The 21069-nt window shown below is 73.1% G+C and carries 21 protein-coding genes; 17 read left to right on the forward strand and 4 right to left on the reverse strand.

Annotation, left to right across the window (positions count from 1 at the left end; translation table 11 throughout):
- The first annotated feature begins 151 nt into the window (after positions 1-151).
- From DQ384_RS24705 to DQ384_RS24720, 3 genes are all read left to right on the forward strand, one after another.
- Entirely contained in the window at positions 152-1177 is a 1026-nt protein-coding gene (locus DQ384_RS24705; protein WP_114031235.1) for a 6-phosphofructokinase, read from the forward strand.
- A 260-nt stretch (positions 1178-1437) separates the two neighbouring features.
- Positions 1438-2658, forward strand: a complete 1221-nt coding sequence (gene thiI / locus DQ384_RS24710) for a tRNA uracil 4-sulfurtransferase ThiI (protein ID WP_114031236.1) — start codon at positions 1438-1440, stop codon at positions 2656-2658.
- A gap of 321 nt (positions 2659-2979) precedes the next feature.
- Complete coding sequence (locus tag DQ384_RS24720) at positions 2980-3726, forward strand: phosphotransferase family protein (protein WP_114031237.1); 747 nt, start codon at positions 2980-2982, stop codon at positions 3724-3726.
- A gap of 42 nt (positions 3727-3768) precedes the next feature.
- Here DQ384_RS24720 and DQ384_RS41490 read toward each other — a convergent pair whose 3' ends face one another.
- Both DQ384_RS41490 and aroF read right to left on the reverse strand, forming a co-directional pair.
- A complete protein-coding gene (locus DQ384_RS41490) occupies positions 3769-3939 on the reverse strand; it encodes a hypothetical protein (protein ID WP_181871391.1) in 171 nt (56 codons plus the stop codon).
- A gap of 248 nt (positions 3940-4187) precedes the next feature.
- Positions 4188-5228 (reverse strand): 3-deoxy-7-phosphoheptulonate synthase, encoded by a 1041-nt coding sequence (gene aroF / locus DQ384_RS24730; RefSeq protein ID WP_114031238.1) that lies wholly within the window; start codon positions 5226-5228, stop codon positions 4188-4190.
- A gap of 350 nt (positions 5229-5578) precedes the next feature.
- Here aroF and DQ384_RS24735 point away from each other — a divergent pair, with 350 nt between their 5' ends.
- From DQ384_RS24735 to DQ384_RS24755, 5 genes are all read left to right on the forward strand, one after another.
- Complete coding sequence (locus DQ384_RS24735; protein ID WP_181871392.1) at positions 5579-6049, forward strand: hypothetical protein; 471 nt, start codon at positions 5579-5581, stop codon at positions 6047-6049.
- The gene (locus tag DQ384_RS24740; RefSeq protein ID WP_114031240.1) at positions 6046-6402 is read left to right on the forward strand and encodes a hypothetical protein; all 357 of its coding nucleotides are present in this window, start codon (positions 6046-6048) and stop codon (positions 6400-6402) included. Before DQ384_RS24735 ends, DQ384_RS24740 begins: the two co-directional genes overlap by 4 nt.
- A gap of 177 nt (positions 6403-6579) precedes the next feature.
- Positions 6580-7212, forward strand: coding sequence for a molybdopterin-dependent oxidoreductase (locus DQ384_RS24745; RefSeq protein ID WP_114031241.1), 633 nt, complete (start codon positions 6580-6582; stop codon positions 7210-7212).
- A gap of 18 nt (positions 7213-7230) precedes the next feature.
- The gene (locus tag DQ384_RS24750; protein WP_114031242.1) at positions 7231-8421 is read left to right on the forward strand and encodes a histidine kinase; all 1191 of its coding nucleotides are present in this window, start codon (positions 7231-7233) and stop codon (positions 8419-8421) included.
- A gap of 73 nt (positions 8422-8494) precedes the next feature.
- Positions 8495-9334, forward strand: a complete 840-nt coding sequence (locus DQ384_RS24755; protein WP_114031243.1) for a LytR/AlgR family response regulator transcription factor — start codon at positions 8495-8497, stop codon at positions 9332-9334.
- A gap of 515 nt (positions 9335-9849) precedes the next feature.
- Here the strand turns inward: DQ384_RS24755 and DQ384_RS24760 are convergent.
- On the reverse strand, positions 9850-10722 hold the full coding sequence (locus tag DQ384_RS24760) for a deoxyribonuclease IV (protein WP_114031315.1): 873 nt from the start codon (positions 10720-10722) through the stop codon (positions 9850-9852).
- 159 nt (positions 10723-10881) lie between these two features.
- Between DQ384_RS24760 and uraD the strand changes: the two genes are divergently transcribed.
- The 9 genes from uraD (at position 10882) to alc (ending at position 19061) form a co-directional block, all read left to right on the forward strand.
- Entirely contained in the window at positions 10882-11457 is a 576-nt protein-coding gene (gene uraD / locus DQ384_RS24765) for a 2-oxo-4-hydroxy-4-carboxy-5-ureidoimidazoline decarboxylase (RefSeq protein ID WP_114031244.1), read from the forward strand.
- The gene (gene uraH, locus DQ384_RS24770) at positions 11454-11777 is read left to right on the forward strand and encodes a hydroxyisourate hydrolase (protein WP_114031245.1); all 324 of its coding nucleotides are present in this window, start codon (positions 11454-11456) and stop codon (positions 11775-11777) included. The genes uraD and uraH overlap by 4 nt, the downstream gene beginning before the upstream one ends.
- 3 nt (positions 11778-11780) lie before the next feature.
- Positions 11781-12674, forward strand: coding sequence for a factor-independent urate hydroxylase (gene pucL, locus DQ384_RS24775; protein ID WP_114031246.1), 894 nt, complete (start codon positions 11781-11783; stop codon positions 12672-12674).
- A gap of 13 nt (positions 12675-12687) precedes the next feature.
- Complete coding sequence (locus tag DQ384_RS24780; protein WP_114031247.1) at positions 12688-13563, forward strand: FAD binding domain-containing protein; 876 nt, start codon at positions 12688-12690, stop codon at positions 13561-13563.
- Positions 13554-14027, forward strand: a complete 474-nt coding sequence (locus tag DQ384_RS24785) for a (2Fe-2S)-binding protein (RefSeq protein WP_114031248.1) — start codon at positions 13554-13556, stop codon at positions 14025-14027. Before DQ384_RS24780 ends, DQ384_RS24785 begins: the two co-directional genes overlap by 10 nt.
- Before the next feature lie 20 nt (positions 14028-14047).
- Complete coding sequence (locus DQ384_RS24790) at positions 14048-15415, forward strand: 8-oxoguanine deaminase (protein WP_220183119.1); 1368 nt, start codon at positions 14048-14050, stop codon at positions 15413-15415.
- Positions 15412-16569 (forward strand): glycerate kinase, encoded by a 1158-nt coding sequence (locus tag DQ384_RS24795; protein ID WP_245966750.1) that lies wholly within the window; start codon positions 15412-15414, stop codon positions 16567-16569. The genes DQ384_RS24790 and DQ384_RS24795 overlap by 4 nt, the downstream gene beginning before the upstream one ends.
- Positions 16570-16594: 25 nt before the next feature.
- A complete protein-coding gene (gene allB, locus DQ384_RS24800) occupies positions 16595-17938 on the forward strand; it encodes an allantoinase AllB (protein ID WP_114031249.1) in 1344 nt (447 codons plus the stop codon).
- A gap of 61 nt (positions 17939-17999) precedes the next feature.
- On the forward strand, positions 18000-19061 hold the full coding sequence (gene alc, locus DQ384_RS24805; protein ID WP_114031250.1) for an allantoicase: 1062 nt from the start codon (positions 18000-18002) through the stop codon (positions 19059-19061).
- A 106-nt stretch (positions 19062-19167) separates the two neighbouring features.
- Here alc and pknB read toward each other — a convergent pair whose 3' ends face one another.
- Positions 19168-21069, reverse strand: a complete 1902-nt coding sequence (gene pknB / locus DQ384_RS24810; protein WP_114031251.1) for a Stk1 family PASTA domain-containing Ser/Thr kinase — start codon at positions 21067-21069, stop codon at positions 19168-19170.

Genomic DNA, 21069 nt, shown 5'->3' on the forward strand with positions numbered 1-21069 from the left:
TAGACCAATGTTGGCGCCTGCGGCACAATGCCATGCGGCGGCGGCCACATCGGTGACCTCGAAGACCTCGGGTGCTCCGGCGGTGCAAGGCGAATCGGTGGCCGCGGAGCTCAACATAGTCTGGCTGTGAACCCATCGGGAGGAACCCGCCATGCGCATCGGAGTACTGACCGGGGGCGGCGACTGCCCCGGGCTCAACGCGGTCATCCGCGCCGTCGTCCGCAAGGGCATCGGCGTCTACGGTCACGAGTTCGTCGGCTTCCGCGACGGCTGGCGCGGCCCGCTCGAGGGCGACACCATGCCGCTGGAGGTCCAGTCCGTGCGCGGCATCCTCCCGCGCGGCGGAACGATCCTCGGTTCCTCGCGGACCAACCCCATCAAGATCGAGGGCGGCGTCGACCGCATCAAGGCCAACCTGGCCGAGGGCGGCGTGGACGCGCTCATCGCGATCGGCGGCGAGGACACGCTGGGCGTCGCCAAGCAGCTCTTCGACCGCGGCGTCAACGTCATCGGCGTGCCGAAGACCATCGACAACGACCTCAACGCCACCGACTACACCTTCGGCTTCGACACGGCCGTCAACATCGCGACCGAGGCGATCGACCGCCTGCACACCACGGCCGAGTCCCACCACCGCGCGCTGATCTGCGAGGTCATGGGCCGCCACGCGGGCTGGATCGCCCTGCACGCGGGCATGGCGGGCGGCGCCAACGTCATCCTCATCCCCGAGAAGCCGTTCGACATCGACAAGGTTTGCGAGTACGTCGAGAGCCGCTTCAAGATCCGCTACTCGCCGATCATCGTCGTCGCCGAGGGCGCCCACCCGATCGAGGGCCAGATGGCCCTGCAGGCCGGCGAGCTCGACGCGTTCGGCCACGTCCGCCTCGGCGGCATCGGCGAGCTGCTCGCCCACGAGATCGAGAAGCGCACCGGCAAGGAGGCCCGCACCACCGTGCTCGGCCACGTCCAGCGCGGCGGCACCCCGAGCGCCTACGACCGCGTCCTCGCCACCCGCTTCGGTCTCCAGGCGATCGACGCCGCCCACGAGGGCGACTTCGGCAAGATGGTCGCGCTGCGCGGTACCGACATCGTCCGCGTCGGCCTGGACGCGGCGACCTCCGAGCTGAAGACCGTCCCGGTGTCCCGGTACGAGGAGGCCGAGGTCTTCTTCGGCTGATCGCCGGCGCCCGCCCCGGCGGGCACGCCGTCAGTCCGCGCCTCCGGCCGCCCGTCAGGGCCCGGAGGCGTTCGCGTTGCGGGCGTTCGCGTTCCGGGCGGAGCCGAGGCCGGGTCTGTAACCTCCGGGTGAGGTGGTCGCGGGCAGGTGCGGGGGACCGGCAGGTCGTCATCCGGGATAAATTGAGTGGTGCCGCACGCCGGAACGGTCGTCACCCGGCGCGTGCCCGATCCCGACCCTCATGCCCGGAGGCCCACCGTATGTCCGTCGTGCCCCCCTCAGCTCTGGGCGAGCCCTGTGTCCTGCTGAAGCTGGGCGAGGTCGTCCTCAAGGGCAAGAATCGCGAGCTGTTCGAGCGGCGGCTCCAGGCGAACATCAAGTCCGCGCTGAAGGGCTTCGACGTGCGTGCGGACGTCCGCCAGCGGCACGGCGTCATCGCCATCCTGCTGCCCGACGGCACGAGCGTGGACGTCGCCGATGCGGTCGCCGAGCGTCTCACCGACGTCATGGGCCTGGTGTGGATCCACCGCGCCTGGCGCGTCGCCAAGGACCCCGACGCCGTCACGGCCGCCGCGCTGGAGCTGGTCGCCGGGCGCACCGAGCTGATCGAGCGGCGCGCGACCTTCGCCGTCCGCTCGCGCCGCCGCGACAAGCGGTTCCCGCTGCGGTCCAACGAGCTCGACCGCGTGGTCGGCGGCGAGATCAACGACAAGTACGGCCTGCCGGTGCGGCTGAAGAACCCCGAGCTGACCGTGCACATCGAGGTCGACAGGGACGAGGTGTTCGTCTTCACCGACGGCCTGCCGGGCCACGGCGGCCTGCCCGTCGGCATCAGCGGGCGCGGCCTGGTGCTCATGTCCGGCGGCATCGACTCGCCGGTGGCGGCCTACCGCATGCTCCGCCGCGGCCTCAGCGTCGATTTCCTGCACTTCTCCGGCATCCCGTTCACGACCTCCGAGTCGATCTACAAGGCGTACGCGCTGGTGCGCAAGCTGTCCAAGTTCCAGGACCGCGCGCGGCTGTTCGTGGTGCCGTTCGGCAAGGCGCAGCAGTCCCTGCGCTCCTCCGGCGCCGACCGGCTCCAGGTCGTCGCGCAGCGCCGCCTGATGCTCAAGACCGCCGAGGAGGTCGCCCACCGCCTGCGGCGCGACGTGCTCGTCACCGGAGATTCCCTCGGCCAGGTGTCGTCCCAGACCCTGCAGAACCTCACCGCGCTGGACGACGCGGTCGCGATGCCGATCCTGCGGCCGCTCATCGGCATGGACAAGACCGAGATCATGGCCGAGGCCCGCCGCATCGGCACCCTGGCGATCTCCGAACTCCCCGACGAGGACTGCTGCACCCTGCTCGCCCCCCGCCGCGCCGAGACCCGCGCCAGGATCGCCGACCTCCGCCAGATCGAGAAGCGCCTGGACGCCGAAGAACTCGCCGTCCAACTCGCCGCCTCGATCCAGGAGTACAAGCTGGACGACCCCGCCTGACCCCTCCACCTGGCAGGCCAGCCGCCGCCGAGCCGTGCCTTTCCGCCTGGCTCGGCTCGCCGTCGCCGGTCGTGTCGAACGGCGGCCCCGTCCATTCACGCCACTCCCGCAGCGTGCCCGCGATGGTCATCGAGCGGGCCGCGACCTCGCCGATGACGCCGCCCGCCCGCGCGTGGACGCGCAGCCAGGCTCCTGGCAAAAGTGGTGGACCTGACCTGGTCAGCGGTCGGTGTCGCGCACGAAGCGGGACGCGGTCAGCCGCGCAATCGCACGAGATAAACCTGGTGACGTCGACGATCACCCCCGGGATACTGGTCGCCTATGGATGAGGTCCAAGTGGTCGTCGCCCATTCCGAGCGCGCGACCCTGCGCGTCGGCGATGTGTTCCTGAAGGTGGACGCCGATCAGGCACGCATCGAAGTCGAGGTCGAGGCGATGGCCCTGGCGCCGGTCCCGACCCCGAAGGTCCTGTGGCACAAGCCGCCGGTGCTCGCGATCGCCGCGGTCCCGGGGACGGCGCTCGGCCGCCTCGGCGAGCCGTCGACCGCGTCCCCGGCGGCGTGGGCCGCGGCGGGCGCCGCCATCCGGAAGTTGCACGATGCGCCGCTGCCGCCCCGGCTCGGCCAGGCCGGCCGGGGCATCGACGAGTGGGCGGCGGAACTCGACGGCGAGTGCGAGTGGCTCGTGACGAACGGTGTCCTGCCCGCCGGCCTGGTCACCCGCAACCGCCAGGTCGCCGAGGCCGCGCTCCGGCCGTGGGCTCCGGTGTTCACGCACGGCGACCTGCAGATCGCTCACGTGTTCGTCGAAGGCGACGAGATCACCGGCATCATCGACTGGTCCGAGGCGGGTCAAGGTGATGCCCTGTTCGACCTCGCCATCCTGACGCTCGGACACGAGGAGCACCTGGGCGACGTCGTCGCCGGCTATGGCACCGATGTCGACCTCGACGTGATCCGCGCGTGGTGGTCGTTGCGAAGCCTGCTGGCGGTTCGCTGGCTGGCCGAGCACGGCTTCGACCCGTTCGCGCCGGGATGTGAGATCGACGTGCTGCGATCCCGGCTGTGAGGCTGCGCGGCCCGACTGCTACGAGAAGTCCTATCGGGACGATCAGTGGATGAGGCGTCGCCGGCAGATGATGGCGGCGGCGAGGGTCATGAAGGCTTCGTGGACGTCGTCGCGAATCTCCCAGCGGATGCGCAGGCGGCCGCCCACACCGGCATCCGTGACGTCTTGGGCGCCGACACCCTGGCTGAGTTCGCGGTGCGGCTGGATGAGCAAGCAGTCTCACGTCGAGGCGCGGCGTAATGGCGTCTTTGTGATGGGTCCTTCCGTGATCCCGAACGGGGGCGGGGTGGGACCGACGTGGGCCATAGGTCCCTGAGGGGGTAGCCGGAGGCCCTGGAAGTACAGCCCGAGCCGGAGGCGAGGACCGTTTCCGGGACGGGTGGCCTCTTTGGGGGAAACGGGTGGGCCTGTGAGCCCCCGCGCTGTAAGGCGAGGGCTCACAGGCTCGTGATGCCGGGGGTCTAGGTGAGCAGGGACGGTTCGGGGGTGGCCAGGGTGCGGTTCATCAGGGGGGCGAAGGCGCGGATCGCGCGGGACAGTTCGTCCAGGTCGTCGCGGATCAGGGCCTGGGGGCCGTCGCACAGGGCCTGCTCGGGGTGGGGGTGGACGTCGATGATGACGCCGTCGGCGCCTACGGCGATCGCCGCGCGGGTGAGCGGGAGCACCAGGTCGCGGCGGCCGCCCGAGTGGGACGGGTCGACGATGACCGGCAGATGGGACAGGCGCTGCGCCATGGGGACCGCCGAGACGTCCAGGGTGTTGCGGGTGGCGGTCTCGAACGTGCGGATGCCCCGCTCGCACAGCACGATGTCGAGGTTGCCGCGCTGCGCGATGTACTCGGCCGCCATGAGCCACTCCTCGATGGTGGCGTTCATGCCCCGCTTGAGCATGACCGGCATCCCGGCCGCGCCCACGGCCTGCAGCAACGTGAAGTTCTGCGCGTTGCGGGTGCCGACCTGCAGCATGTCGGCGTAGGAGGCGACCAGTTCGACGTCGTGGGCGTCGACGACCTCGGTGACGATCGGCAGCCCGGTCTCGGCGCGGACGTCGGCGAGGATGCGCAGGCCCGCCTCGCCCAGCCCCTGGAAGGCGTACGGCGAGGTGCGCGGCTTGTACGCGCCGCCGCGTAGCAGGGTCGCGCCCGCCGCTCGCGCCATCAGCGCGGCCTCCAGGGTCTGCTCCGGCGTCTCCACGGCGCAGGGACCGGCGATCAGGGTCACGGTGTCGGGCCCGATCGGCACCCCGGCCACCCGCACGGTAGATCGTTCCGGGTGGTTCTCTCTGCTCACCAGCTTGTACGGCGTCGAGATGCGCACGACGTCCGCCACGCCCCGCATGCTCTTGAGGTTCAGCGTCTCGAAGTGGGTGACGTCCCCGACGAGCCCGATGATCGTGCGGCTGACGCCGCGGCTGACGAACGCCTCGCCGCCCGCCGCGGCGATCAGCGCGACGATGGCGTCCGCGTCCTCGCGGGTGGCGTCGGGATTCATGACGATGACCATGGTGAGTGCCCTCTCTGGCGATGTACCCGCTTGTCGTCCTGGTCAGTCCTTGATCTCGGCGGCCGGTGTCCGCGTGGCCCGGGAACGACGAAGGCCCCGGATGCCTGCGGACCCGGGGCCTTCGATCGACGTCTACCTGTCAGCGCAGCGTCTGACGGCGAACGGCCACCTCCACGGGTCCGTCGCCATACCAAAACTCCTGCGCTGCACGCATGCCGAGGAGTCTAGCGCATGCCCGCGACCGCCTTCCGGCCCCCTCTGGCCGATCGCCGCCGAAGGCCTTCCCCGGCGTGGACACCTGGTTTCGGGTTCACCTCTATCAGAATGTGTTCTGACTTAGGATGGCCAGAGTGAGCACCAGCAACGCCGACGCCGTCACCTTCTCGGACCTGTCAAGAAACCCCCGGGCCGTCGCCGAACGCGCCGCACGCCTCGGTCGAGTACGTGTCACCCACCGAGACGCTCCGGACTTCTACCTGACCGCCGCCGACCGTGAGGAACAGCGCGAGCGGACGCTGGCCACGGCATCCCGCCTGTTCCTCGCCCTCGTCAAGCATGATCCGACCGCCCGCGCGCTGGTGATCGCCATGCCCGAGGTCTTCCCCTGGGTCCGCCACCTCACGTCCGCCGAATTGCGTGACTTCACTCTCGAACTGGTGGAGGCCATTTCCGATGCCGCGGAGCTTGACGTCGATGCCACCATCCAGGAAGTGATCACAGGCTGGCGGGCGAGCGCCCGAATCAAGGCCGACCCCGCGCGCTACGCCCAGGCGCGTACGGCTACGAGCGGCGACTTCGGGCCGGTCGAGGTATCGGCGTGAGTCCCAAGCGTGGAGACCGGGTGACGGTCCCCCCTCCTGGGCATGAGTGGGATGTCCGGTTCGGTACCAGTGACGCGGTCAAGGGCTGGGAGGAGTTGTGCCGTTACGCCCTGGCCAACACGCGCCGGTGTTTCGAAGCGCTGCGCGCCGATCCGCGCTCACGGGCGGGTCACGAGCGTCAGCACCGCCTGCGCGGCGACCTCGCCACTCATCGTCATAACGGCCAAGACCTCGAGCAGTGGGAATTCGAGGTCACCAGCGGTGGACGCGTCCGCTACGCCATCGATGACGTCGCCCGGATCGTCTGGGTGATCTACGCGTCGCCTCGTGACCCGAAGGACACCGACGCCTGAAGCCGAGGATGGGAGCGGGGTAAGCTACGGCTCCCCGGGCGGCCGTTCGTCGGCGGCTGAAGTGGACGGCTGCCAGGAGACGGTACCCACCTGCTCGAAGGCCCACGCGACGTCCCCGTTCACGCCTGATGGGGTGCCGATGACGCGCCGTCACCGGCGCGATGGCAGGATGACTGCGTGCCGGATCCAAGCGAGGAATCCCGACTGCCCCCGGGGCAGTACATCCCACGTGGCCGCCCGGTGATCCACTACGGCCGGGTCCCGCAGTTCCGGCCCGATCGGTGGAGCCTCATGGTCTTCGGGGCCACCGCCACCGGGGGCGAGGCGCGCCTCAGCTGGCCGGAGTTCTCCGCCCTCCCGCGGGTGACCGTGCTGGCCGACTTCCACTGCGTCACGAAGTTCTCGATCATGGGAAACGAGTGGCGGGGCGTCTCGGCCGACACGCTGATGCGGGCGGTCCCGCCCGCCGCGGGCGTGGGGCACGTCATGGTCTGGGGCGAGTACGGCTACAGCGCGAACCTTCGTATGTCGGACTTCGCACGCGAGACCACGCTTTTCGCCACGGAGCTGGACGAGAAGCCGCTCACCCCCGAGCGCGGCCATCCGGTCCGGATCGTCGTGCCGCATCTGTACGCGTGGAAGAGTGTGAAATGGGTGCGCGCGGTGGAGTACCTCGTCGATGACAGGCGCGGGTTCTGGGAGGAGCGCGGCTACCACAATGTGGGCGATCCCTGGCGCGAGCAGCGTTACTCCTACCAGGAGGACGCCGGGGACGGTCCTTCATGGTTCGGGCACGATCACATTACGTGACCGATTACGGTTGCCCGCATGCTCGACACCGGCTGGGCACTGTTATGCGTCCTGAGCGGGCTCGTGGCCTATGGCCTGGGCCGCCGCGGCGCCACCGCCCGCGGAGGCGCCCCCCGGGAGGACGCGACCTTCGCCACCCTGCACCTCGCCGCCATGGCCGCCCCCTACCTGCGCGCCGGGCTGGCCCGTGACTCCGCCCGCAGGGCCGTGCGCCACCTGCGCTCCCTGGTCGGGTGCTCCGCGCTCGCGGTGACGTCCCTGGACCAGGTGCTGGCCTGGGACGGCGCCCGCGAGCCTCCCAGTGAGGCGCACACCCGCGACCTGCTCGGCCACGTCCACGGCGTCCTGGCGGCCGGCCGGCCCTACCTGGTGGCGGGCGACGAGCTGTTCTGCGAGGCCGAGGACTGCGCGGTCCGCAGCGCCGTCGTCGTCCCGCTGACCGTGGACGGACGGGTCATCGGCGCGCTCGCCGTCTACGACCCCGATGTGGACGCCGCGCTCGTCCGCGCCGCGACCGAGGTCGGGCAGTGGGCGTCGGGCCAGCTCGAACTGGCCGAGCTGGACGCCACCCGCCGGCGGGCCCTGTCCGCCGAGACGCGTGCCCTGCGGGCGCAGATCTCCCCCCATTTCGTGTGCAACTCCCTGGCCACGATCGCCTCCTTCACCCGCACCGAGCCCGACCACGCCCGCGAGCTCCTGCTCGACTTCGCCGACTTCGCCCGGCACGCCCTGCGCCGCGCGGGCGACTTCACCACGCTGTCGGACGAGCTGACCTGCGTCGACCGCTACCTGCTGCTGGAGCGGGCACGGTTCGGCGAGAAGCTGCGGTACGCCGTGGACGTCGTCCCCGAGGTGCTGCCGGTGCCCGTGCCGTTCCTGTGCCTGCAACCGCTGGTCGAGAACGCCATCACCCACGGCATCCGGCGCAGGGGAGGGACGGGCGAGGTCAACGTCGTCGTGCGCGACGCGGGCGGGGAGGTGCACATCACCGTCGAGGACGACGGCGCGGGCATGGAGCCGGGCCGGGTGCGCGAGATGCTCGACGGCGAGCCGCCGAGCGGGGACAGCGGCGGCATCGGCCTGGCCAACGTGGACGTACGGCTGCGCCAGATCTACGGCCAGGAATACGGGCTGACGATCGACACCGCGCCCGGCGAGGGCACGACGGTACGCATGCGCGTGCCGAAATTGCGCCCAAGGTGTGACTAATCGCAGTCGATCAAGCACACGAAGTCAAGATGGGTCTTGCCCGCGGGCACGTCCGGGCGGCAGCGTAAGTGCCATGCTCCGTGTCTTGGCGGTCGACGACGAGGTGCACGCGCTGTCGGAGCTGGCCTACCTTCTCCGGCAGGACAGTCGTGTCGAGGAGGTGCTGACGGCCTCCGACGGGGTCGCGGCGCTCCAGGACATGGTCGCGATGATCGGCGCGGGTGAGCGGCTCGACTGCGTCTTCCTCGACATCCGCATGCCCGGCCTCGACGGGCTCGACCTCGCGCGGCTCGTGGGCGCGTTCCCGAGCCCGCCCCGGCTGGTGTTCGTGACCGCGCACGACGACCGCGCGGTCCAGGCCTTCGAGCTGGAGGCCGTGGACTATCTGCTCAAGCCGCTGCGCCCCGACCGCGTCGCCGAGGCCGTGCGGCGGGTCGAGTCGGCGGTGTACGGCCCGCAGGCCGTCGAGGCGCCCATGGACGACGTGATCCCCGTCGAGCTCAGCGGGCGCACCAGCTTCGTCCCGCAGCACGCCGTCGCCTACGCCGAGGCCAGCGGCGACTACGTGCGCCTGCACACCGCCGAGGGCACCCATCTGGTGCGCATGTCCCTGGCCGCCCTGGAGCGGCGCTGGGCCGCCTCCGGGTTCATCCGGGTGCACCGCAGCACGCTGGTGTCGGCGCGGCACGTCACCGAGATGCGTTTCGATGAGGGACGCATCGTGCTGCGCGTGGGCGCCACGACGCTGCCGGTGAGCCGGCGGCACACGCGGCGCGTCCGCGAGCAGCTCGTCCGGCAGTTCCGCACCCCGCCGCCCGGCTCCCAGGACCCGCGCCCGGCGCCGCTACCGCCCGACGGCGTTCCCCGGCAGATTCCGCCGCTCGGGCCAGAAACCGGGGCGCGCCGGCCGTGAGCGCGCGCGGCGCGAGCCCCCGGAGCGCCGCTCGGCGACACCGGGACACCGCTCGTCGCGGCCGGGCGGTCCGCACATCGCGGGCCAGTGACCGCTCGGCGAGACGGCCGCCAAGTCGGCCACGCAGCGCAGATGACCCAGCGTAATGTCACTTGCAGCGAAAGGCCACACTGCGTAACCGTGGGGGAGGTCCGCCCCAAAGGCCGGACTCACCCCGGATACGCGATCCCCACGGCGCCCGCCTGGATTCCGCACCCGCGCGTGAAACAGGCGGCCGCCCTAGGTCGCCGGGCCCTCACCGGGGGGTAGGGCCCGTCGGCCTCGGCGGGGCGGGGTGTTCGCCATCCGGCGTCCAGGACGACGCGGTGATCCGGCCCAAGGGGGGCGGCCGGATCACGCCGGCGAACACCCCGCCACACCCTGCGGCACCCCGCCGCACTCTCCACCCGGGCCCTGGGGACGCCGGTCCGAAGGCGGGGCGCCGCGTGGCGTCCCCGGCCGTTCGGGCGTACGGCTCAGGCGAGCTCGTCGCGCAGGCGCTTCAGCAGCAGGATGTCGTTCCTGTGCCCCTCGACCTTGCCGGGGGTCTCGATGCACAGCGGGATCCCGGCCGCGGCCGGGTGGCCCAGCAGCTCGCCGAACGCCGCCGCGCCGATCAGTCCCGCGCCGATGTTCTCGTGCCGGTCCCGCCCCGAGCCGCAGGGGTCCTTGGAGTCGTTGGCGTGCAGCAGCTTCAGCCGCCCCGGCGCGATCGCGTGGAGCGCGTCCATCATCGCCTTCACCCCGCCGGGGGCCGCGAGGTCGTGGCCGGCGGCGAAGGCGTGGCAGGTGTCCAGGCAGACGTTCGCGCGCGGGTGGAACTCCAGCGTCTCCAGATAGGGCCCGAGGTCCTGCACGGTGGCGCACAGCATGTTGGCCTGGCCGGCCATCGGCTCCAGCAGCAGGTCCGGGCCGTCGTCGGGGATCTCGTCCAGCACGGGCAGCAGGTGGTCGTGGATCTGCCGCAGCGCGTCCTCGCGGGACTGCGTGACGGACGAGCCGGTGTGCACGACCACGCCGAGCGCGCCGACCTCCACGCCGCGCCGCAGCGCGTGCCGGATCGACCCGAGCGACTTCTCCAGCACCTCGGCGTTCGGTGACCCCACGTTCACGAGGTAGGGCGTGTGGATGAACACCGGCAGCGGCGACTCCCGCAGCGCGGTGTCCTCCGAGGGTTTGCCGTCGGTGAGCGCCCAGCCGCGCGGGTTGGTCACGAACACCTGGACGACCTCGGCCTCGATGTCGGCCGCGTACTTCAGCCCGCCCGTGGCCAGGCCGCCCGCGACCAGGACGTGGCCGCCGATCAGAGTGGTGGGGGAGGGACGCGAGGGTGGGAACGGTGCGGTCATGATGGCCACAGCCTAGGGGAGACGGCGCGGTGACCTGCCCGTCCATGGCCCGCTCGCGGGCGACTTGGAGCATGACACGAAAAGTCGTGGCGAGGCGTTGGCCCGCTTGGGAGCTCCTGCCGCTGGACCGCGCCCGCCGGCGCGGATGTACTTGCACCCATGCCGAACGTGACACCCGCTCAGGGCCTCGCGGGCTTCAACGCACTGAGCCCGCCCGAGGCCGAGCGCGAGCTGCTCGCCTGCTGCGCCTCGCGCGCCTTCGCCCGCGGGGTCGCCGCGGGAAGGCCCTACGACGACGAGACGGCGCTCACCGCCGCGGCCGTCGAGGCGGTCCGCGCGCTGGCCTGGCAGGATGTACAAGAGGCCCTGGACGCCCACCCCCGCATTGGTGAGCGGGCGAGCGGGCCGGCGCGCGAGTCGTCCTGGTCGCGGCAGGAGCAGTCGGGCACGGCCGGGGCCGACCGGAAGGTGCTCGCGGCGCTGGCCGCGGGCAACGCGCGGTACGAGGAGCGGTTCGGCCACGTCTATCTCGTCTGCGCCACCGGGCTGACGGCGGAGGAGATGCTCGACCGCCTGGAGGGACGGCTGGGCAACGACGAGACGGCCGAGCGGGCCGTCGTGCGGGAGGAGCTGGCGGCGATCACTCGGCTGAGGGTGGCCAGGCTGCTCGCCGCGCCGGACGCCGGAGAGGCCGGGCGGGCGGGAGACGCCCGGGACGCGGGGGAGGGCCGGTGAGCCTGTCCACGCACGTGCTCGACGCGAGCGCCGGCCGCCCCGCCGCCGGCGTGACCGTCGCCCTGTACCAGGGGGACCGCCTGATCGCCGGGGGCGTCACCGACCAGGACGGGCGGCTGCGCGACTGGCTGCCCGCCGGCGAGCCGGGCGAGGGCGTCCACCGGCTGGTGTTCGGCACGGGCGCCTACTTCGCCGGGCGGGGCGTGAAGGCGTTCTACCCCGAGGTCGTCGTCACCTTCGTGATCGACGACCCCGGCGAGCACCACCACGTGCCGTTGCTGCTCAGCCCGTACGCCTACTCGACCTACCGTGGGAGCTAGCGAATGACCGCCGTGCTCGGACCGAACCGCTACGGCAAGGCGGAGACCCGCGTCGTCCGCGTCACCCGTGACGGCGAGGTTCATCGCCTGAAGGACTGCAACGTCGGCGTCTCGCTGTCCGGTGACATGCGCGACGTGCACCTGACCGGCGACAACTCCGCCGTGCTGCCGACCGACTCCCAGAAGAACACCGTCTACGCCTTCGCCAAGAAGCACGGGATCACGCAGATCGAGGAGTTCGCCCGCCTGCTGGCCCGCCACTTCGTCGACTCCCAGCCGGCGATCCGCCACGCGCGGGTGTCGATCGAGGAGTACGCCTGGGAGCGGCGCGGCCCGCACTCGTTCGCGCGGTCCTCCGGCGAGGTCCGCACGTGCGTGGTGCACCACGACCAGGACGGCACCACCACGGTCGTCTCCGGCCTGGAGGGGCTGGTGCTGCTGAACACGACGGGGTCGGAGTTCCACGGCTTCGCCCGCGACGAGTACACCACCCTGCCCCCGGCCACCGACCGCGTCCTCGCCACCGCCGTGACCGCCCGCTGGCGCCACACCACGCCGCCGGACGGCCGGACTTCTCCGGATACGCTCGAAATCTACGACTTCGGGGAGTCCTACGAGGAGGTGCGGCGATGTCTGATCGACGCCTTCGCCGGCACCCACAGCCTCTCGCTCCAGCAGACGCTGTACGCCATGGGCGCCCGGGTGGTGGAGACCCGGCCGGAGGTCTGCGAGGTCCGGCTCGCCCTCCCCAACAAGCACCACTTCCTCGTCGACCTCTCGCCTTTCGGGATGGACAACGACAACGAGGTCTACTACGCCGCCGACCGCCCGTACGGGCTGATCGAGGGCGCCGTGCTGGACGACGCCGCGCCGGACGCCGGCCCGGCCTGGGACTAGCGGGAGAGCGCTGATGGACTTCCTGCGACCCACCACCTGGGCGGAGGCCCTCGCCGCCAGGGCGGACCGGCCGGACGCGGTGCCCCTCCAGGGCGGCACCGACGTCATGGTGGAGATCAACTTCGACGTGCGGCGCCCCGGGGCGCTGCTGGACCTCACCTCGATCCCCGAGCTCGCCACCTGGGAGCGCGCGGCGGACGGACGGCTGCGCGTCGGCGCCGGCCTGCCGTACGCGCGGGTCGTCGCCGAGCTCGGGGACGCCCTGCCGGGCCTGGCCCAGGCGTCCCGCACGGTCGGCTCGCCGCAGATCCGCAACCGCGGGACGGTCGGCGGCAACCTCGGCGCCGCCTCCCCGGCCGGGGACGCCCACCCGCCGCTGCTGGCCGGGGACGCCGTGGTCGAGGCCGAGTCGGCGGCGCGCGGCACCCGGCTGATCCCCGCCGCCGAGTTCTACCTCGGCGTCAAGCGCAACGCGCTCGCCCCCGACGAGCTGATCCGCGCGTTCCGGATGGCCCCCGCCACCGGCCCGCAGTACTTCTCCAAGGTCGGCACCCGCAACGCCATGGTCATCGCCGTGTGCTCCTTCGCCCTCGCCCTGCACCCGGCGGAGCGCCGCGTGGGCACCGGCGTCGGCTCCGCCGCCCCGACCCCGCGCCGGGCCCGCGCCGCCGAGGAGTTCCTCGCCGCCGAGCTCGACTGGACGGGCGGCGCCGCCCTGGACGCCCGGGTGCGGTCGCGGTTCGGCGAGCTGGCGGCCGAGGCGGCCTCGCCGATCGACGACGTGCGCGGCACGGCCGCCTACCGCCGTCACGCCGTCGCCGTGATGGCCCGCCGCACGCTCGGCTGGGCGTGGAACGACTACCGGAAGCAGGTGGAGGCATGCGCGTGAACCTCACCGTCAACGGCCGCGCCGAGGCCGTGGACGACGTCTGGGAGGGCGAGAGCCTGCTGTACGTGCTGCGCGAGCGCGTCGGCCTGCCGGGCTCCAAGAACGCCTGCGAGCAGGGCGAGTGCGGCTCCTGCACGGTGTACCTCGACGGCGTGCCCGTCTGCGCGTGCCTGGTCGCCGCCGGGCAGGCCGAGGGCCGCGAGGTGCGCACGGTCGAGGGCCTGGCCGAGGGCGACCGGCTCGACCCGCTGCAGGAGGCGTTCCTGGAGTGCGGGGCGGTGCAGTGCGGCTTCTGCACCCCGGGCCTGCTCGTCCAGGCCCACGACCTGCTGGCCCGCGTCCCCGAGCCCGGCGACGCCGAGATCCGCGAGGCCCTGGCCGGGAACCTGTGCCGCTGCACCGGGTACGAGAAGATCCTGGACGCCGTCCGCCTGGCCGCCGCGCGGAAGGCGGGCCGCAGGTGACCCCTCCGGCGGACGTCCTGATCGAGAACGTCGCCATCGCCCCCGTCACAGGCCCCGACATCCCCCACGGCCACATCCACGTCCGCGACGGCCGCATCGCCTCGCTCGGCCCCGGCCCGGCGCCGGACGTCCCCGGCGCGACCCGGATCGACGGCGCCGGCTGCCTGGCCACCCCCGGCCTGGTCAACACCCACCACCACCTGTACCAGTGGGCCTCCCAGGGCGTGGCCCAGGACGCCACGCTGTTCGAGTGGCTGACCGCGCTCTACCAGGTGTGGGCGGCGATGGACGCCGAGATCGTCGCGGGCGCGGCCACCGCCGGGCTCGGCTGGCTCGCCCTGTCCGGCTGCACTACGACCACCGACCACCACTACATCTTCCCCAAGGGCCGCGGCGACCTGTTCGCCGCCGAGATCGAGGCCGCCCGCGACGTCGGCCTGCGCTTCCACCCGTGCCGCGGCTCCATGGACCGGGGCGTCTCCCAGGGCGGCCTGCCACCCGACGAGGTCGTCGAGACCCTGGACGAGATCCTCGCCGCGACCGCCGAGGCCGTGGACGCCTACCACGACCCCTCGCCCGGCTCGATGCTGCGCGTCGCCGTCGCGCCCTGCTCGCCGTTCTCGGTGAGCGCCGACCTGATGACGGAAGCGGCCGCGCTCGCCCGCGCCAAGGGCGTGCGCCTGCACACCCACCTCTGCGAGACCGTGGAGGAGGAAGAGCACTGCCTGGAGCAGATGGGCTGCACGCCCGTCGACTACATGGAGAAGCTCGGCTGGCTCGGCCCCGACGTCTGGGTGGCGCACGCCGTCCACCTGCACGACCGCGACATCCGCCGCTTCGCCGCCACCGGCACCGGCTCGGCGCACTGCCCGAGCTCCAACGGCCGCCTCGGGGCCGGAATCGCCCGCGTGTCCGAGATGCTGCGCGCCGGGGCCGCCGTCGGGCTCGGCGTGGACGGCAGCGCCTCCAGCGAGCTCACGCCGCTCGCGGGCGAGATGCGCCAGGCCCTGCTGTTCCAGCGCGCCCGGTACGGCCCCACGGCGCTCACCGCCCGGCAGGCCCTGGAGATCGGCACGCTCGGCGGCGCCCGCTGCCTCGGCCGCGAGGACGAGATCGGCTCTCTGGAGCCGGGCAAGCTGGCCGACATCGTCCTGTGGCGGGTGGACGGCTTCGCCGCGGCGGTCGACGACCCGGTGTGCGCGCTCGTCTTCGGAGGCTCCCCCCGGGTCGCCCGGGTCCTGGTCGGCGGTGAGACCATCGTCCAGGACGGCGAGCTGCGCACCGTACCCCACGACGTGGCCGGTCGCGCGGGCGCCGAAGCCCACCGCCGCCTCACCCGGCTGGCCGCCGAAAGGGGATTCACCGTGAGCAAGCAGGTCCACTCGTGACCGGACACGTGCTCGTCGCTCCCGACAAGTTCAAGGGATCGCTCAGCGCGGTCGAGGTAGCCTCGCGCGTCGCCGCGGGGCTGCGCGCCGCGCGCCCCGAGGTAACGGTCGTGAGCGTGCCCGTGGCCGACGGCGGGGACGGCACCGTCGAGGCCGCCGTCGCCTCCGGGTTCGCGCGCGTCGAGGCCGCGGCGACCGGGCCGACCGGCGAGCCCGTCACCGCCTCCTACGCGTTCAGGGACGGCGTCGCGGTGGTGGAGCTCGCCGAGGCCTCCGGCCTGCACCGCCTGCCCGGCGGGCGCCTCGAACCGCTCACGGCGACCAGCCACGGCACCGGCGACCTCATCGCGGCGGCCCTGCGGCACGGCGCCCGCCGGGTGGTGCTCGGCATCGGGGGCAGCGCCTGCACCGACGGAGGCTCCGGCATGATGCGCGCCCTCGGCGTCCGCCTGCTGGACGCGCGCGGCCGCGAACTGCCGCCCGGCGGCGGCGCCCTCACCGAGCTGCGCACCCTGGACCTCTCGGGCTTCGAGCGGCCCGCGGGCGTGGAGTTCGTCGTCGCCGGGGACGTGGACAACCCCCTGCTCGGCCCCGACGGCGCGGCGGCCGTGTACGGGCCGCAGAAGGGCGCGAGCCCCGCCGACGTGGCCCTGCTGGAGGACGGCCTCGCCCGCTGGGCGGACGTCGCCGAGGCCGAGCTCGGCGTGCGCGTCCGCGACGAGCCCGGCGCGGGGGCGGCGGGAGGGGTGGGCTTCGCGGCCCTCGCCTTCCTCGGCGCCCGGTTCCGGCCCGGCATCGACCTGCTGCTGGACCTGCTCGGGTTCTCCGCGCGGCTCTCCGGGGCGCGGCTCGTGATCACCGGCGAGGGCTCGCTGGACGGCCAGACCCTGCGCGGGAAGGCCCCCATGGGCGTGGCCGCGGCCGCCGCCGAGGCGGGGGTGCCGGTGGTGGCCGTCTGCGGCCGCCGCACGCTCACGGCCGAGCAACTGCGCGGCGCCGGCATCCAGTCCGCCTTCGCCCTGACCGACATCGAGCAGGACGTCGCGCGCTGCATCGCCCAGGCCGGCCCGCTTCTGCAGAGCCTCGCCGCCACCCTGGCCGCCGACTGGCTCCCCGAGCCTTCCGCCGGCCCCCTGGGGGGAACCCGTACATGATCATTGGTGTGAGCGGGAGCGCGCGATGACCGTGACCGGCCGCCTGCCGGGCGAAGAGGAGGGGCCCGCCGGGGAACCGTTCGACCTCGTCGTGCGGTCGCGGCGGGTGGTGCTCCCCGACGGGGAGCGGCCCGCGGCGGTGGCCGTCCGCGCGGGCCGGATCGCGGCCGTGACGGCGTACGACGCCCCGGCCGTCGCCGGCGAACAGGCCGACCTCGGGGACGTGTGCCTGCTGCCCGGCCTCGTGGACACCCACGTGCACGTCAACGAGCCCGGCCGCACCGAGTGGGAGGGGTTCGCGACCGCCACCAGGGCCGCCGCGGCGGGCGGGGTGACGACGATCGTGGACATGCCGCTCAACTCGCTGCCCCCGACGGTCGACCCCGGCGCACTCGCCGTCAAGCGCGCGGCGGCCCGGGGGCAGTGCGCCGTGGACGTGGGGTTCTGGGGCGGGGCCGTCCCGGGGAACGTCCGGCGGCTGCGGCCGCTGCACGAGGCCGGCGTCTACGGGTTCAAGTGCTTCCTGTCGCCGTCCGGGGTGGACGAGTTCCCGCCGCTGGACGACGCGGGCCTGGCCGAGGCGATGCGCGAGGTGGCGTCCTTCGACGGGCTGCTCATCGTGCACGCCGAGGACCCGGTGCTGCTCACCGACCCCCTCGGCCCGACCTATCCGGAATTCCTCGCCTCGCGCCCCGGGGAGGCGGAACGCCGGGCCGTCGAACGGGTCATCGCCGCGGCCCGCGAGACCGGCGCCCGCGCGCACATCCTGCACGTCTCCTCGGCCGCCTGCCTCGAACCTCTGGAGGCCGCCCGGCGCGACGGAGTCCGCGTCAGCGCCGAGACCTGCCCCCACTACCTCACGCTCACGGCCGAGCAGGTGCGCGGGCCCGAGTTCAAGTGCTGCCCGCCGATCCGGGACGGCGGCAACCGCGAGCGCCTCTGGGAGGGCCTCGCGGCCGGCGTCCTGAGCTGCGTGGTGTCCGACCACTCGCCGTCCACGCCGGACCTGAAGGTACCCGACTTCGCCGCGGCCTGGGGCGGCATCTCGTCCCTTCAGGTCGGCCTGCCCGCGGTCTGGACCGAGGCCACCGCGCGGGGGCACACCCTGGCGGACGTCACCGGCTGGATGTCCTCCGCCCCCGCCCGCCTGGCCGGCCTCGCCGCCAAGGGCGCCATCGCCGTGGGCTACGACGCCGACCTGTGCGCCTTCGACGACACCGCGACCTTCACCGTCGAGGCGGAGCGCCTGCGCCACCGCAACCCGGTGACCCCCTACCACGGACGCACCCTGACCGGAGTGGTGCGCGCCACCTGGCTGCGCGGCCGCCCCGTGACCGACGCCACCCCGCCGTTCGGAGTCCTCCTTTGACCGCACCCACCAGGCCCGGCTCGTTCTCCACGTTGGCGACGACCCTGTTCGGAGCGCTCGCATGACCGCGTCCACCCCGCCCATCCCCTCCCACCCGGCCGGCGCCTCCCGCGCCCCTCGCCGAAGCGAGCTCGCGCGCCTGCCCGACCTCGCGCTGCGCACGTACGGCGGGTCGGTGGTGGCGGCCAGCGACGAGTCGTTCGCCGAGCGCCAGGCGCTGGTCCGTCCCGGCCGCCCTGCGTTCCAGCCCGAGACCTTCGGCCCCCGCGGCCAGGTCTACGACGGCTGGGAGACGCGGAGGCGGCGGGACGAGGGCCACGACTGGGCGATCGTCCGCCTCGGCATGCCCGGCGTCGTCCGCCGCGTCGTCGTCGACACGGCGTGGTTCACCGGCAACTACCCGCCCTACGCCTCGGTGGAGGCGTGCACGGCCGCCGGCCACCCGTCCCCGCAGGAGGTGCGCGACGCCGAGTGGACCGAGATCGTGCCGAAGAGCCCGCTTTCCGGCGACGCGCTGCACGAGTTCCCGGTCGCCTGCGAGCGCGTCTTCACCCACGTGCGGCTGAACATCTTCCCCGACGGCGGCGTCTCGCGCCTGCGCGTCCACGGCGAGGTGGTGCCCGACCTGGCCATGTTCGCCGGGATGACGATCGACCTGGCCGCGCTGGAGAACGGCGCCCTGATCACCGGCTGCTCGGACGACTTCTACTCCTCGCCCGCCAACGTGATCGCCCCCGGCCTCGCCCGGCACCAGGCTGAGGGCTGGGAGACCGCGCGCCGCCGCGACGGCGGCAACGACTGGCTCACCGTGCGCCTGGCCGTCCCCGGCGTCATCCAGGTCGCCGAACTCGACACCACCAACCTCGTCTACAACGCCCCCGGCGCGGCCTCCCTGATGGGAGCCCTCCTCCCGGATGGCCACCAGCAGAAGGAGGCCGAGTGGTTCGAACTCCTGCCCCGCACCCGCCTCCAGCCCGACAACCGCCACCGCTTCCGCCTCAGAGGCGACCGCGTGGCCTCGCACGTCCGCCTCGACATCTTCCCCGACGGGGGTATGGCCCGCCTGCGCCTCTACGGCGCCCCTGACCCCTACCCGGGCGTCTCGTCCGACTCCGGCACCTGACGGGCCTTCTCGCAGCAACAGCAGCCCGACGCCGGCTGAGGGAGCAGGCCGGGCGCCGTACCCGGATTACGAGCTCCGGACGTCCCGGTGCGGGGCCCGCCCCCGCTCAGTGCCAGATGGTGATGCGCGTGCCCGCCGGGGCCTGGCCGAGGGGGTTCTCGGCGACGACCGCGCCCGTGCCCGCGATCTTGCGGACGCGGACCTTGAACCCGGCCGTGCGCAGCTCCTGCGCCGCCTCGCCGACCTTCTTGAACCGGACGTCCGGGATCGCCACGAGCGCCTGGCCGGGCTGGACGTTCTCCGGGTTCTCCCAGGGCCAGTGGAAACCGGTGTCGGGGCCCTTGGAGCAGGTGAGCTGCACGCCCTGACCGGCGGTGACCTCGGCCCGCGCGGCGGGGGACTGGGCGATGACCGTGCCGGGCTGGGCGTCGTCGGTCTGCTGGACGACCGTGGGGGTGAACCCCTTGCCCCGCAGGAACGCGTCGGCCTGGTCGCACTGCATCTCGCTGACGTCGGGCATCAGCTGACCGGCGCTGAGGACGATCTGGACGGTGCCGCCCTCCTTCACCCGCGTGCCGACCTGCGGGCTCGTGCGCAGGACCAGGCCGCGCTGCACGGTGTCGCTCGGCACCCGGCTCACGGCCCCGGCGGTGAGCCCGGCCTCGGAGATCTTGCTGCGGGCGTCGGCCTCGGAGAGGTTCACCACGTTGGGCACCGCGATCTTGCGCGGTCCGGCGGACGGGATCAGCGTGATGACCGCGCCCTGGACGACCTCCCGGCCGGACTCCGGGTCGGTGCGCAGCACCTTGTTCTCGCCGAGCTTGTTGTCGTTCTCGGGCTGCCCGATCTTGACGGCGAAGCCTTCCTTCTCGGCCTCGGCCTTGGCGACCGTCACGTTGATGCCGAGCAGGTCCGGAACCTTGGTGTACCGGCCCTCGGAGAACCACCAGCCGGTGGCGCCGATCGCGCCGGTCATGACCACGGCCAGCGCGACGATGAACCAGACCGGCCGGACGCGCCGCCGCTCCCGGTGGCCGGGCGGCGGGGGCGCGACCCCCGGCGTGGTGAGCATCTCGGTGCGAGACTGGACGAGCGTGGGGTTGGCGGGCGCCGGGTGCGCCCCCGCGGGGGCGGCGTGGGCGGGCCGCGGGGCCGGGTCGCGCGGCAGCGTGCGGTGGGCCTCGACGGCCGCGACGAGCAGCGCCGTGGCGTCGGCCGGGCGGTGGTTCGGGTCGCGGTCGGTGGCCGACAGCACGAGCCTGTCCAGCACGGCGGGGCTCTCGGGCGCGAGTGAGGACGGCGCGGGCACCCGGTCGTGGACGTGCCGGTAGGCCACCGACATCGGCGTCTCGCCCTGGTAGGGCTGCCGCCCGGTGAGCAGCTCGAACAGCATCACCCCGGCGGCGTACACGTCGCTGCGCGCGTCCGTGACCCCGGCCGTGACCTGCTCGGGCGACATGTATGCGATCGTGCCGATCATGACGCCGGTGCGGGTCTGGTTGCCCGCCTCGATGGCGCGGGCGAGCCCGAAGTCGACGACCTTCACACGGCCGTCGTCGCTCAGCAGGACGTTCTCGGGCTTGACGTCGCGGTGCACCATGCCCGCCTGGTGGGCCGCGCCGAGCGCGGCCAGCACCGGGATCATGATCTCCAGGGCCTCGCGCGCCGGCAGGCGGCCACGCTGGCGCAGGACGTCGCGCAGGGTGCGCCCCGGCACGTACTCCATCGACAGGTAGACGTGGTCGCCGTCGGTGCCCTGGTCGAAGACGTGGACGACGTTCGGGTGGGACAGGCTGGCGACCGACTTGGCCTCGCCGATGAACCGCCGCACGAAGTCGGGGTCCTCGGCGAGGGACCGGTGCATGACCTTCAGGGCGACCGTGCGGTCGAGCCGCACGTCCATGGCCAGGTAGACAGCGGCCATGCCACCGCGGGCGATGCGCGACTCAACGCGATAGCGCCCGTCCAGCACTCGCCCTACGAGGGGGTCCGCAACCGTCGTGTCCAC

The sequence above is a fragment of the Sphaerisporangium album genome, from assembly GCF_003323745.1.
GTDB lineage: Bacteria > Actinomycetota > Actinomycetes > Streptosporangiales > Streptosporangiaceae > Sphaerisporangium > Sphaerisporangium album.

Coding starts and splice junctions, on each gene's coding strand:
- DQ384_RS24705 (WP_114031235.1), top strand. CDS start 152: ATGCGCATCGGAGTACTGACCGGGGGCGGCGACTGCCCCGGGCTCAAC.
- thiI (WP_114031236.1), top strand. CDS start 1,438: ATGTCCGTCGTGCCCCCCTCAGCTCTGGGCGAGCCCTGTGTCCTGCTG.
- DQ384_RS24720 (WP_114031237.1), top strand. CDS start 2,980: ATGGATGAGGTCCAAGTGGTCGTCGCCCATTCCGAGCGCGCGACCCTG.
- aroF (WP_114031238.1), bottom strand. CDS start 5,228: ATGGTCATCGTCATGAATCCCGACGCCACCCGCGAGGACGCGGACGCC.
- DQ384_RS24750 (WP_114031242.1), top strand. CDS start 7,231: ATGCTCGACACCGGCTGGGCACTGTTATGCGTCCTGAGCGGGCTCGTG.
- DQ384_RS24755 (WP_114031243.1), top strand. CDS start 8,495: ATGCTCCGTGTCTTGGCGGTCGACGACGAGGTGCACGCGCTGTCGGAG.
- DQ384_RS24760 (WP_114031315.1), bottom strand. CDS start 10,722: ATGACCGCACCGTTCCCACCCTCGCGTCCCTCCCCCACCACTCTGATC.
- uraD (WP_114031244.1), top strand. CDS start 10,882: ATGCCGAACGTGACACCCGCTCAGGGCCTCGCGGGCTTCAACGCACTG.
- pucL (WP_114031246.1), top strand. CDS start 11,781: ATGACCGCCGTGCTCGGACCGAACCGCTACGGCAAGGCGGAGACCCGC.
- DQ384_RS24780 (WP_114031247.1), top strand. CDS start 12,688: ATGGACTTCCTGCGACCCACCACCTGGGCGGAGGCCCTCGCCGCCAGG.
- DQ384_RS24785 (WP_114031248.1), top strand. CDS start 13,554: ATGCGCGTGAACCTCACCGTCAACGGCCGCGCCGAGGCCGTGGACGAC.
- allB (WP_114031249.1), top strand. CDS start 16,595: ATGACCGTGACCGGCCGCCTGCCGGGCGAAGAGGAGGGGCCCGCCGGG.
- alc (WP_114031250.1), top strand. CDS start 18,000: ATGACCGCGTCCACCCCGCCCATCCCCTCCCACCCGGCCGGCGCCTCC.